The 12,172-nt window shown below is 66.1% G+C and carries 10 protein-coding genes and 1 pseudogene; 5 read left to right on the forward strand and 6 right to left on the reverse strand.

Going from position 1 to position 12,172, the window contains the following annotated elements:
* Positions 1-399: 399 nt before the first annotated feature.
* Positions 400-885, forward strand: coding sequence for a Ros/MucR family transcriptional regulator (locus tag AC6A67_RS00010; protein ID WP_498034460.1), 486 nt, complete (start codon positions 400-402; stop codon positions 883-885).
* An 844-nt stretch (positions 886-1,729) separates the two neighbouring features.
* Entirely contained in the window at positions 1,730-2,641 is a 912-nt protein-coding gene (locus tag AC6A67_RS00015) for an MBL fold metallo-hydrolase (protein ID WP_498034461.1), read from the forward strand.
* Positions 2,642-2,824: 183 nt separating this feature from the next.
* Here AC6A67_RS00015 and AC6A67_RS00020 read toward each other — a convergent pair whose 3' ends face one another.
* Positions 2,825-3,580, reverse strand: a complete 756-nt coding sequence (locus AC6A67_RS00020; RefSeq protein ID WP_498034462.1) for a DUF1499 domain-containing protein — start codon at positions 3,578-3,580, stop codon at positions 2,825-2,827.
* Positions 3,581-3,837: 257 nt separating this feature from the next.
* Positions 3,838-5,466: a long-chain-fatty-acid--CoA ligase gene (locus AC6A67_RS00025; protein ID WP_498034463.1), complete on the reverse strand. Its 1,629-nt coding sequence runs from the start codon at positions 5,464-5,466 to the stop codon at positions 3,838-3,840.
* Between the two features lie 390 nt (positions 5,467-5,856).
* Here AC6A67_RS00025 and AC6A67_RS00030 point away from each other — a divergent pair, with 390 nt between their 5' ends.
* The gene (locus AC6A67_RS00030) at positions 5,857-6,306 is read left to right on the forward strand and encodes a MarR family winged helix-turn-helix transcriptional regulator (protein ID WP_498034481.1); all 450 of its coding nucleotides are present in this window, start codon (positions 5,857-5,859) and stop codon (positions 6,304-6,306) included.
* A gap of 47 nt (positions 6,307-6,353) precedes the next feature.
* On the opposite strand, the gene AC6A67_RS00035 is transcribed toward AC6A67_RS00030, so the two are convergent.
* Positions 6,354-6,647: a hypothetical protein gene (locus AC6A67_RS00035; RefSeq protein ID WP_498034464.1), complete on the reverse strand. Its 294-nt coding sequence runs from the start codon at positions 6,645-6,647 to the stop codon at positions 6,354-6,356.
* 275 nt (positions 6,648-6,922) lie between these two features.
* On the opposite strand from AC6A67_RS00035, the gene AC6A67_RS00040 reads away from it, so the two are divergent.
* A complete protein-coding gene (locus tag AC6A67_RS00040) occupies positions 6,923-8,467 on the forward strand; it encodes an amidase (protein WP_498034465.1) in 1,545 nt (514 codons plus the stop codon).
* On the opposite strand, the gene AC6A67_RS00045 is transcribed toward AC6A67_RS00040, so the two are convergent.
* Positions 8,431-8,673 (reverse strand): hypothetical protein, encoded by a 243-nt coding sequence (locus tag AC6A67_RS00045; RefSeq protein WP_498034466.1) that lies wholly within the window; start codon positions 8,671-8,673, stop codon positions 8,431-8,433. The two genes, AC6A67_RS00040 and AC6A67_RS00045, sit on opposite strands and share 37 nt — an antisense overlap.
* On the opposite strand from AC6A67_RS00045, the pseudogene AC6A67_RS00050 reads away from it, so the two are divergent.
* Positions 8,663-10,036 (forward strand): annotated as a pseudogene (locus tag AC6A67_RS00050) (aminotransferase). The gene AC6A67_RS00045 and the pseudogene AC6A67_RS00050 overlap by 11 nt on opposite strands.
* Positions 10,037-10,184: 148 nt before the next feature.
* Here AC6A67_RS00050 and AC6A67_RS00055 read toward each other — a convergent pair.
* Together AC6A67_RS00055 and AC6A67_RS00060 are read right to left on the reverse strand one after the other, a co-directional pair.
* The gene (locus tag AC6A67_RS00055; protein ID WP_498034467.1) at positions 10,185-11,084 is read right to left on the reverse strand and encodes a DnaJ C-terminal domain-containing protein; all 900 of its coding nucleotides are present in this window, start codon (positions 11,082-11,084) and stop codon (positions 10,185-10,187) included.
* Between the two features lie 473 nt (positions 11,085-11,557).
* The gene (locus AC6A67_RS00060) at positions 11,558-12,169 is read right to left on the reverse strand and encodes an RT0821/Lpp0805 family surface protein (RefSeq protein WP_498034468.1); all 612 of its coding nucleotides are present in this window, start codon (positions 12,167-12,169) and stop codon (positions 11,558-11,560) included.
* Positions 12,170-12,172 lie beyond the last annotated feature (3 nt).

Below are 12,172 nucleotides of genomic sequence, written 5' to 3' on the forward strand. Positions count from 1 at the left end.
AAATGATGAATTGCACACGCGACATGGGTGCAGCGACAAATAGATCTGCGCGTCAGCTTGCGCGGGCCATCTCAATTCACGCAAGCAAATGTGTGGCCTACAGCTATAAATGCCGATAACAACCTGCGCCGCCGCCACTGCAGACCAATACAGCCAATCAATCGCGCGACAGCTACTTGAACCTGCCAGCAATCAGGTTTGCCCAACATATACATTGTTATAAATTTGGTCAGCTGACTAATTATTTCATGACTACTATAAACCGTAAACTGAACTGTTGCCTGACGCACGAATTGGCAGTATCAAATAAAAATTGGCGACGTGACGCCCGATACAACCGCACCCAGCCCGTGGCTACTGGCGGTACGGATTGAACTTATTGATGAGGCGGAGAACATTATGTCTCAGAACGGTAGCAACCCTGACCTCGTCAGCCTGACAGCCAGGATCGTGTCTGCCTATACTCAGAATAACACAGTCAATCACAGCGAAGTGACCGACATTATTGGATCAATCCACCGATCCTTGCAGAATTTATCTGAGAAGCCAGCCGAAATCACGGAAGCGCCCAAGCCGGCTGTGCCAGTGCGTCAGTCGATCACGCCCGATTACATTGTCTGTCTCGAGGATGGCAAGAAGTTCAAAATCATGAAGCGCCATCTGACCACAGTCTATGGGATGACGCCGGCTGAATATCGTCGCAAATGGAACCTGCCGCCGGACTACCCGATGGTGGCACCGAACTACGCGCAGTCACGATCCGATTACGCACGAGAGCGCCAGAAGCAATCGGTCGCCCTGCACAGCCTGAAGCCGGGCGCACGGGCCAAGGGGCGCGTTATGGCGCAACGCACCAAATTGCCGGTGGTCGTCAAGCCTGCCTGAACAGGGCGGCGTGCAACGCCACAAGACAAAGACGGGCAAGCCAGCGCCAGATTGGGCTTGCCGCCATATCGAGAGCGATGATCCGGCTCACGCAATGTGGTGCGGGACGGGTCGCGCCTTAACGAAACGCAATGGCGCCGGGGCGTCGGGCTTATGCGCCATGCAGCGCCATCCTGGTCGCGCTGTACGGTGTAGCGCTGTACGGTGCAATCGCTGCTGGCAAGGCTGGCAGCGGGCGATTGGGCGAGTCGCATAGCGGCAGGGCCTCGCAGACACGGGCGACGCCCGCGGGCGCGGATAACAGGCGTGACGTGATCGCTTGGGAGCCTGGCGTGATCGCCTGGGGGGCCTTGGCGTAATCACCTGGTGGCCCGACGGGTCGCATCACGTTTGGCTGGCTGATGTCGAGCCGCTCCATGCGCTTGGGCACGGGGGCGTGGCAAACGCCCAGGCGACGGCCTCGACCGACCGGCTGTTGCGCAAGCCTTTGCCTGACGCCGATCAGGCTTTGACGCGTTTCATGCGCGGCCGCCCCAGAAAATCATCGCCTCGTCGTGGCCCGCAGCCACGGACAGGGGGGGCGCAGACGTTTTCCTGATCGTCCAGCAAGCAGCGTGGCGTCTTTGCCGTCGATCCAGCTGTCAACCTGCGACGTTGTTTTCTCACCCTCGCGACATTCTGGCGATGGCGCCACCGCCCGCTCTGCGGACTGGCTGGCTGCGCTGGCCCTGCCCTCACGGCTGCGCCTTGCAGTCCATGCCCTGGTCGCGCCAACGCCATGCAATCCCCGGCTGGCATAGCGGCGCAGGCTGGGGTAGTGCATTGGGTCGGTGAGGAGACGTGCATGGCCGAAGACGCGACCTTTGAAAAAGTATTCGACGCTCCAGCTGGCGTCGTCATGGAACTCAGCCCGCTGGTCCGGCGCATCGTCGTCGACAATCCGGGTCCCTACACCTTCCGTGGCACGAATACTTACATCGTCGGCCGTGGACGCGTCGCCGTCATCGACCCAGGCCCCGTCGACGACGCCCATCTGCAGGCGATTCTCGCCGCCACCGCCGGCGAGACCATCACCGACGTGGTCATCACCCACACCCATCGTGATCATTCGCCCGGCGCTGCGCCGCTGGTCGCCGCCACCGGGGCGCGCCTCGTCGGGTGTGGCCCGCACCGCCCGTCGCGGCCGCTGGCCGAGGGCGAGACCTCCAGCATGGATTCGAGTTCGGATCTCGACTACGCGCCCGATTTGATCATGGCCGAGGGCGACGCCATAACTGGTCCCGGCTGGACCCTGGTCGCCATCGAGACCCCTGGCCATTGCCTCAATCACCTTGCCTTCGCCTTACCGGAGGAGAATGGCCTGTTCTCGGGCGATCACGTCATGGGCTGGTCAACCACCATCGTGGCGCCGCCCGACGGCTCAATGTCAGATTACATGGCGTCGCTGGAGAAGCTGCGCGGGCGCGATGACGCCATCTATTGGCCCGGCCATGGCGCGCCGATTCCTGAGCCGCAGCGGCTGGTGCGCGGCCTTCTGGTGCATCGCCGCCAGCGCGAGAACGCCATCATGGCGCGGATCAACGACGGAGATGAAACCGTCGACCAGATCGTGCCGCGCCTCTATGAGGGGCTCGCCGCCGAACTCGTCGGCGCCGCCGGCCTGTCGGTGTTCGCCCATCTCGAAGATCTGGTGAACCAGGGCCGCATCGTCACCGACGGCGCCCCGCGCCTCAAGGGCCGCTACCGCCCGGCCTGAGCAACCATCCAAGGTGGGCTGCGCACTGTCGCAAGGCGCGCCCCTTTGATGCGCAGCTATACATATGCCCTGGCTGCGCGCCTGCTTTGCCAGCCAGCGCATTTTCTGACGCAAATGCGACCGCGAGGCCGTAGCGCAAACCTGCCCTGCCCAGCCCCCGCGCCTCATGCCCATCAGGTTGCGCTAGGGCTCGCTCTCCTGCACCGCCTCATGCAAATCGAGGATGCGTTGCAGGCCGGCGCGCGGATTGATCTCGCCATAGGTCGAGGCGACCTGAACATCGAGCTGCGCGCCGTCCGCCGTGGGGCGCACGCGGATACACAGATCCTGCGGAAATCTGACGATCTGACTATGCGCCATGGCGGCGAATTGCGCGCCGCCGCCGGCGCTGGCGGTGACCGCGCCCATGCTCCAGCCGAGCGAACGCACCGCCGCCTCAACCGCCGCCACCGCTTTGGCCGGCGGCATGTCGATAAACAGCGGCAGCGCCTGCAGCTGGCTGGCTTCCTGTAAATGCTGCTGACTCGCCAGGCGCTCGCGCCACGGCGCCCACACCACCGGCGTCGCGACATTGCTGCTTGCGGAGCATTGCGGCGGGTCCGACCAGTCGGTTGACAGTACGTGCAGACCTGGGGCCTGGCTCATCTGCAGCGCGACAGCAGCAGGCCAGCCCAGCGTCGCCAACGCCAGCACGAGGCCAGCGAAACTCCTGCCGCCGCCTTTGTCGCCGTTGCGCCAGACGCTGACCAGGCCGGTGATGGCGCATACAAGGGCCAACGCCGAGATCAGCCAGCCAGCGCCGATCACCGCCAGCACAGCCTGCGGATCAACCGCGCCGCGACGGGCGACGATGACCCCGCCCAGCGCCACAAACAGACCAAACCACGCCAGCCCCAGCCCCCAGCGACCGGCGCGGGTCGTCGTCTCGACGTATCGCACCCGCCTCACTTCGTCATTCCCCCTGCTCTGCTCGCGCCTGTCCGCGCCTGCGCCCGTCCCGTCGCAACCGGCAGGACGCAGCGCCCGACATGCCGCGCCATGACCCTTGCCGCATGTATGTCGCGACCATTGTCGCGCGCAATGGCGCCGACGTCAGCCCGCATTCTGCGCGCCGGCCCGCCCGGACACACAAAAGCCGCCAGTCGCCCGGCGGCCCTGATGACGATGTGAGCGGGCGCTCGTATGCGCCCAGGCGGTTACGCCGTCGGCAGGCGGTAGTCGCCGAACTGCTGGCGCAGCTCCATCTTCTGGATCTTGCCCGTGGCGGTGTGCGGGATCTCGTCGACGAACACCACGTCGTCCGGCATCCACCATTTGGCGATCTTGCCGTCCATATAGGCCAGAATGTCAGCCTTCTCCGGCGTGCGGCCTGGCTTGCGCACAATCACCAGCAGCGGCCGCTCGTCCCATTTCGGATGGGTGATGCCGATCACCGCCGCCTCGGCCACATCCGGATGGCCAACCGCGAGGTTCTCAATGTCGATCGAGGAAATCCACTCGCCGCCCGACTTGATCACATCCTTGGCGCGATCGGTGATCTGCATGGCGCCATAGGGGTCGATGGTGGCCACGTCGCCGGTGTCGAAGAAGCCCTCGTCGTCGAGAATCTCGCCGCCTTCATTGCGGAAATAGGCCTTGGCCACCGCCGGACCGCGGGTCATCAGCCGGCCAAAGGTCTTGCCGTCCCACGGCAGCTTCTGGCCGTCGTCGCCGACGATCTTCATCTCGACGCCGAACGGGGCCGAGCCCTGCTTGACCTTGACGTCGAGCATCTGCTCGTCGGTCAGCGCGCCATAATCCGGCTTGACCACGCCGATCGAGCCAATCGGGCTCATCTCGGTCATGCCCCAGGCGTGACGCACCGAGACGCCGTAGTTCTTCTCGAACTTCTCGATCATCGACTTCGGGCAGGCCGAACCGCCGATCACCACCCGCTCCAGCGTCGACAGCTTCAGGTCGCCCGCTTCCATATATTGCAGCAGCATCAGCCAGACGGTCGGCACGGCGGCGGTCAGGGTCACCTTGCCATATTCGAGGATCTCATAGATGGACTGGCCGTCCATCTTCATGCCGGGCATCACCATCTTGGCGCCGGACATCGGGCCCGAGAAGGCCAGCGACCAGCTGTTGGCGTGGAACATCGGCACGATCGGCAGCACCGAATCGTTGCACGACAGGCCAATGGCGTCCGGCGCCATGCACATGATGCCGTGCAGCACATTGGAACGGTGCGAATAGACCACGCCCTTGGGGTTGCCGGTGGTGCCCGAGGTGTAGCACATGCCGGCGGCGGCGTTCTCATCCACCGTCACCCACGCGAAATCGCCATCGACCTCATTGATCCAGTCCTCATAGGCCACCGCGCCCTTCAGCGTGGTCTGCGGCATATGGGCGGCGTCGGTCAGCACCACATATTTCTGGATCGTCGGCAGGCGGTCCTGAAGTTTCTCGATCAGCCCGACGAAGTTGAGGTCGAGGAACATCAGCCGGTCTTCGGCGTGATTGGCGATATAGACGATCTGGTCTTCAAACAGGCGCGGATTGAGCGTGTGATACACGGCGCCGATGCCGGTAATGCCATACCACACTTCCATGTGCCGCCAGGTGTTCCACGCCAGCGTGGCGACACGGTCGCCCACGGAAATGCCTTCCTTCGCCAGACGCTGCGCCACCTTGAGCGAGCGGGTGCGGATGTCGGCATAGGTCGTCGTGTGGAACGGTCCTTCGACAGACCGGGTGACGACTTCGCGGGCGCCATGCTGCAACGCCGCATGATCGATAATGCGGTGAATCAACAGCGGCCAATCCTGCATCAAACCCAGCACGTCTGATCTCCTGTCCGTTCAGGACCGCGCCTGTGCGCCGGGCCCTTTGGTCGCGCCACCCCCCACCTGAGGGGCGTAAACCCCGATAAAGAATGAAATTTATCGTCGAGACAACTGTTACGTTGGCGACCAAAGCGTGACCCGTGACAATGACGCGAGGCGATGGTTTATAGCTGAACCGAATGCGCCCCCTGAACGCGCGCATGATTGTGGGCGTGCGGCGGCTCCGGGCGTCGGGTGGGCGCCCTGAGGTTAGCTGCCCAACTGGCGCGCGCATTGCCGCAGATTACGGCGGCGAACGGCTGGACAGGACGAGGCGAGCACGTGAGCAGCAGCGACAGCCCCGAATCATCGCCGCCGCGCCCGGCCAACGCTGGAACCGACGCGGACATGGACGCCAACCTGGACGCGACGCCTGTGGATGTCATGAAGGTGTGGCTGCGGTTTGTGCGGCTGAACCGGCGCATCTACGGCCTCGTCACCGCAGAACTGCGCGACATCGACCTGTCGGTGCCGCAGTTCGACGTGCTCTCCACCCTGTCGGAGCATGAGGGGCTGAGCCAGCAGGAGCTGGCCGACCGGCTTTATGTGACCAAAGGCAATGTCTCAGGCCTCGTCGACCGCCTGGTGCGCAACGCCCTGGTCGAGCGGCGCGCCCTCGTCGGCGACCGCCGCAGCCACGCGCTGCATCTGACCCAGGAGGGCCACGCCATCGTGCAGCGCGGCCTCGCCATCCAGCGCGCCTATGTGCAGCGCACCCTGGGCACGCTCACCGCCGCCGACATTGCGGCGCTCGACCGCATCCAGCGTCTGTGGCGCGCCTCGCTCGACGCGGGCTGAGACGCGACCAGCGCATCACCCTCGCCCCGTCCGCGCCTGGCCCAGGCTCAGTTGCCGCCGCGCCCCCTGAATACGAACGAACTGCTGTCATCGAAGCTGAAGCCGCCGCGGGCCCGGCCATCGTCGCGAATGGCGCTGGAGGGCGGGCGATACTGGCCGTGATCGTAGCTGCCATAGCCATTGACCTGGGGCGCGATGTGGTCGCTGCGCCCTGGGCGGCTGTCGAAAGCCCCCGAGGGAACGCTGTATTTGTCGCGGGCCTCCGCCTGGTAGGTGCACAGGGCCAACAGACCGCCACAGGCCACGCCGCTCACAATCGCAGTCTTGATCACCCAGTTCATGACGTCCTCCTGCAACTTCGGCTATTCCGCCGTTCCGTTCAGGGCGGGAGGGTCCCTCCCGTCTCAGATGACCTTGCGCTCTGGCTGAACCGGCGGATGTGCCGCAACGCACCCGCGCTGCGTCCACGAGGCGGCGCGCCAGATCCGCAACGTCATGGCAGGGAGACTTAAGCCGCCGCGCCGACAGCCGCCGCCCCGGCGGCGCTGCCCGCCGCGGCGTCGGCCACAGGCTTCGCCGGCCTGCGCATTGCGCCAGCCGGTCATCAGGCTAACAATTGTCCGCAGCACCCGTGGCGACCCGTTCGCCGCGCCAGATCCGCGCGCCCTGCGCCCTCGCCGCCAAGGACATCGCCATGAAGCCCGATATGTCGCTGCTGACCAAATCCGCTGCCCAACAGCTGGCGGCGTTGAACCAGGGGCTAGTCAGCGCCGAGCAATTGCTCGACATGGCGCTTGAACGGCTCGCGACGGTCAATCCCCAGCTCAACGCTGTGGTGGCGCTCGACGTGGAGGGCGCCCGCGCCGCCGCGCGCGCCAGCGACGCCCGCCGCGCCGCCGGCCAGGCGCTGCCGCTCGACGGTCTGCCGATCACCATCAAGGATTCCTATGCGGTGAAGGGCATGCCCGCCACCGCTGGCGCGCCGGCGCTGAAGGACTACACCCCGCCAGAGGACGCCGCGGTCGTCGCCCGCCTGCGCCAGGCCGGCGCGGTGATCTATGGCAAGACCAATGTGCCAGCCTTCACCAGCGACTGGCAGTCATTCAACGCTGTCTATGGAACGACCAACAATCCGTGGGACGTGACGCGCAGCCCTGGCGGCTCCTCGGGCGGCGCGGCGGCGGCGGTGGCCACCGGCATGGCGGCGTTTGAATGGGGCTCGGACATTGGCGGCTCGATCCGCTGGCCGGCGCATTGCTGCGGCCTGTTCGGCCACAAATCCACCTGGGACCTGACGCCGATGCGCGGTCACATTCCGCCCGCCCCTGGCACGGAGAATCACAACCCCGACCTTGGCGTCGGCGGGCCCATCGCCCGTTCGGCCGCTGACCTTGATCTGGTGCTGGCGCTGACCGCCGGTTCAGCTGCGCCAGACGGCGCGCTCGCCCGGCTGGAGCCGCCGCGTCGCACCTCGCCGCAGGGCCTGCGCGTCGCCGTGTGGCGCAATGAGCCGCAGGCGCCGGTTTCGGCTGAAGTCGACGCCGCCGTCGCCACCGCCGCCCGCAGCCTCGCCGAGGCCGGGGCGCTGGTCAGCGACAGCGCTCGTCCGGACGTGGATTTCTTCGAGGCGTTTGAAGTCTATGCGCTGATGAACCATGCCATCGCCCTCGCCGCCGTGCCGGAGAAGGTGCGGCAGCGCCTCGCCGACAACGCCGCCAATTTTGCCCCCGACGACCACAGCCACCAGGCGCAACAGTGCCGCGCCGCCGGCCTCGGCGCCGCCGACTGGCAAGCGCTGGTCGCCCGGCGCGAGACCATCAAGCGGGCGTGGGAGCGGTTCTTCGCCGATTACGACGTGGTGCTGGCCCCACCGGCCACGGTGACCGCCATCCCGCACGACCATGGCAAGGACGTGCATGGCCGCCGCCTCGACCTGGGCGACGGCGTGGTCGCGCCCTATTTCGACCTGCTGCACTGGGCCGCGCCAGCCACCGTGGCGCATCTGCCGGCGACCGTGGCCCCGGTGCCCCAGCCCGCAGGCGCGCTGCCAGCGGGCGTGCAGATCATCGGCCCGGAGGGCGGTGATCGCACCACCATCGCCGTCGCCGCCATGCTGGAGAAGATCTATGGCGGCTTCGTCGCGCCGCCGATGGCCCAATAATCGGGCGCAAAATCGGGCGCAAAAAAACCATGGCTGGTGGGGTCGCCGCGCGTGATCCGCCAGCCCGCCGTCAGGCCAGCCGCCAGCGCAGCCCCCTGCAGCAGCGGCTGGCCAGCGCCGCCTGCAGCGTGCACACTCGCCAGCACGTCATGCGGGCAAGGCCAATGCAGCGCGCCCGCCACATGGAAGAAGCGCATGCTCGACAATTACGCCGCCCGCGATCTGGCCGCCGTCGCCCATCCCTACACCAATCTGGCGACGCTGCCTGACCTTGGGCCCTGCATCATCGAGCGTGGCGAAGGCGTCTATGTCTACGACAATCATGGCCGGCCATTTCTGGAAGGGATGTCGGGCCTGTGGTGCGCCGCGCTCGGCTTCAGCAACGCCGAACTGGTGGAGGCGGCGCGCGAGCAGATGGCGCGTCTGCCGTTCAACCATCTGTTCGCCGGGCGCAGCCATGACCCGGCCATCGCTTTGGCCGAGAAGCTGAAGGACATTGCGCCAGTCCCGATTTCGCGGGTGTTCTTCTGCAATTCCGGGTCCGAGGCCAATGACACCCAGATCAAGCTGATCTGGTACATGAACAATGTGCTGGGCCGGCCGCAGAAGAAGAAGATCATCGCCCGCTAGCGCGGCTATCATGGCGTCACCATCGCCAGCGCCTCGCTGACCGGCCTGCCCGGCAACCATGCCGATTTTGATCTGCCGATCGCCGGCATCCTGCACGCCGGCTGCCCTCATCATTATCGCTATGGCATGGACGGAGAGAGCGAGGAGGCCTTCGCCGATCGCCTCGCCCAGGAGCTGGAGGAGATGATCCAGCGCGAGGGGCCCGACACGGTGGCCGCCTTCATCGCCGAGCCAGTGATGGGCGCCGGCGGCGTCATCGTGCCGCCCGAGAGCTATTTCCCCAAGGTCCAGGCGGTGCTCGATCGCCATGACGTCATGCTGATCGCCGATGAGGTGATCTGCGGCTTCGGCCGGCTCGGCCATATGTTCGGGGGCGAGGCGCTGGGCATGCGGCCAGACGCCATCTCGGTCGCCAAGGCGCTGTCATCCGCCTATATGCCGATCTCCGCCGTGCTGATCCCGGAGCGCATGTATGAGGCGATGGTGGAAGGCAGCCGGCGCAACGCCGCGCTGTTCCATGGCTTCACCTATAGCGGCCATCCGGTGGCGGCGGCGGTGGCGCTGAAGACCATCGAGATCTATGAGCGCGACAACATCATCGGCCATGTCCGCAAGGTCAGCGAGCTGTTCCAGCGCCGTTTGCGCGATCTGGCGGCGCACCAGCTGGTGGGCGAGGCGCGTGGGCTCGGGCTGATCGGCGGCCTCGAACTGGTGGCGGACAAGGCCAGCCGCGCCCCCTTCCCTACCAGCGCCGGCGTCGGCGCCATGTGCTCGCGCTATGCGCTTGAAGAAGGGCTGATCACCCGCAACCTCGGCGATGTGATGGCGCTGTGCCCGCCGCTGATCATCTCCAGCTCGGAGATCGACCTTCTGGTCGAGCGACTGACCATCGCCCTCGACCGCACCGCCGCCTGGGTCAACGCCAACCGGCCAGGCTGACGCCAGAACCCGATGAGCATGACAGATCGGGTTCGGGTAATGCCCGTGCGGCGCCTGAGCATTTCAGGATGCGGATGCGTCAGCATCTTCGCATCCTTAAATGAGAGCCTGGGACAGCCGGCGGCGTTGCAAGCTCAGGTCGGGCTGGTCAGGCGCTCCCGTCGCGGCGCTTCTGCATCAGCGCCGTCAGCTCGGCGTCGGCTTCCTTCGGCAATTGCACCTCGACGGTGACGATCAGATCACCGCGTTCATCGCCCTTGCCGGTGGGGAACCCCTTGCCGCGCAAACGCAGGCTGCGGCCGCTATTGGTCATCGGCGGGATCGACATCTGCACCTCGCCCTCCAGCGTCTGCACCCGCACCTTGCCGCCGAGCACCGCATCTTCCAGCGCCACCGGCAGGCGGGCGCGCAGCGTGTCGCCGTCGAGCTCAAACTGCTCATCCTTGCGCACCCGCACCGTCAACAGCACGTCGCCGGTTTCGCCGCCGAACGGGCTTGGTTCGCCCTGGCCGCGCAGGCGCATCACCTTGCCGTCACGGATGCCGGCGGGAATGGTCATGTTGACGTCACGGCCGCTCGGCAGGTGCAGGCGCTTCTGTCCGCCTTGCGCCGCCTCGCGCAGGCTGACGGCGATCTCCGCCTCGATGTCCTGTCCACGCGGCGGCGCGCGCCGCCCACGCCCGCGCCCGCCCATTGAGTCACGAAACGCGCCGCCAAAAATATCGCCGGCGTCGAAGCCAAAGCCCTCAAAGCCTTGACCGCCGCCGCCGAAACCGCCCTGAAAGCCGCCGCGACCGCCGCCAAAGCCCTCAAAGCCCTGGAACTTTGGCTTGCCCTCGGCGTCGATTTCGCCGCGGTCATACTGGCCACGCTTGTCCTTGTCGCCGACGATCTCATAGGCGGAGTTAATCTCGGCGAAGCGTTCCTTGGCGTTCGGATCCTTGCTGTGGTCCGGATGCCAGGTCTTCGCCGCCTTGCGGAACGCCTTTTTGACGTCGGCTTCGCTGGCGTCCTTCGCTACACCGAGAACCTGATACGGATCACGCATTACCTGTCTGCTCCTGTGCCCCCTTGGGCGTGCATATCTGGCGCGAGCGCGCCGCCCGCCGTCAACCTGTTATCGGGCGGCGACAGCGGTCGCCGCAAGCTGGGTCAGGTCGCCTGACCTGGCGCGCGCCCGTGCACGGTAAACTGGTCAGCCAACAGCCTCGCCCCTGCCCCAACCTGCAGGGCGCTGCAAGTTGCATGGCCACACGCCGCAACCTCGCCAGGACACGCCGTCAGCGCTACCCCTGCATATGGTCAACTGTTGCGGATTTGCAACTATGATTTTGACGAAGTTGCGGCGGCCCGCGCCGCGCGTATCGTGCGCCAGGCGGGCCAGTCTGGCCCGCGACCACCCTGCGGAGGCGCGATCAGCCGAACAGGGTGAAAAAGGACCATCTTTCAGTCCGCAGTCATGGGCAGACGTGAGACGGCGATGCGTCGAAGCGGTCCGTGCTGCTCACAGCGCAGAGGCTTTTAGCTGGCGCTCGCGCTGTCGGCGATGCGCCAGTCGTCGCCGGGGGCCCGGCAGGCTGTGCCGCGCCGCGTCACGCTGGTCCCCTTGATCGTCACCTCGGCCTCCCAGCCCCGGCACACCTCACCCGCCCGCGCGTAAGGCAGGCCAGCAGCCCGGAACGCGCCGCCATGGCCGGTGTCGGCATTATCCCATGTCGTGCGTTCGCCATTGCCGAGCGGATCGAGCGCCACCGCCATGGCGTTGCTGGCGCGGCGCCAGTCCTCTTCCGTCAGGCTGACGCCCAGTGGCGAGCGTGGCTCTGCAGCTTTCGGCGCCGGCGTGATCGAGCCCGTCACCAACTCGTCGCCGCCCAGAGGCTTGATCGGAATGCTGAAGCCGCAACCGGCTAACGCAAGGGCAAGGCAAAGGGTCGCGGCGCAAAACGCCGGCCGCGCGGCCTGGGGAGCTTCGCGAAGCGCCATCGCGCGCTTATAAAACGCCTGAGAGGGCGTCTGGCAGCTGTTCGGCGCGGAAGACGGCAACGTGTGGTCTCCATGGGTTGCGAGCAAAGGGAGTTTGGCCTTGGAACCGTTAATTACCGGTGACTTCACCACCGCGATCGAGCCATTCACACT

Source organism: Camelimonas sp. FR25 (assembly GCF_059740505.1).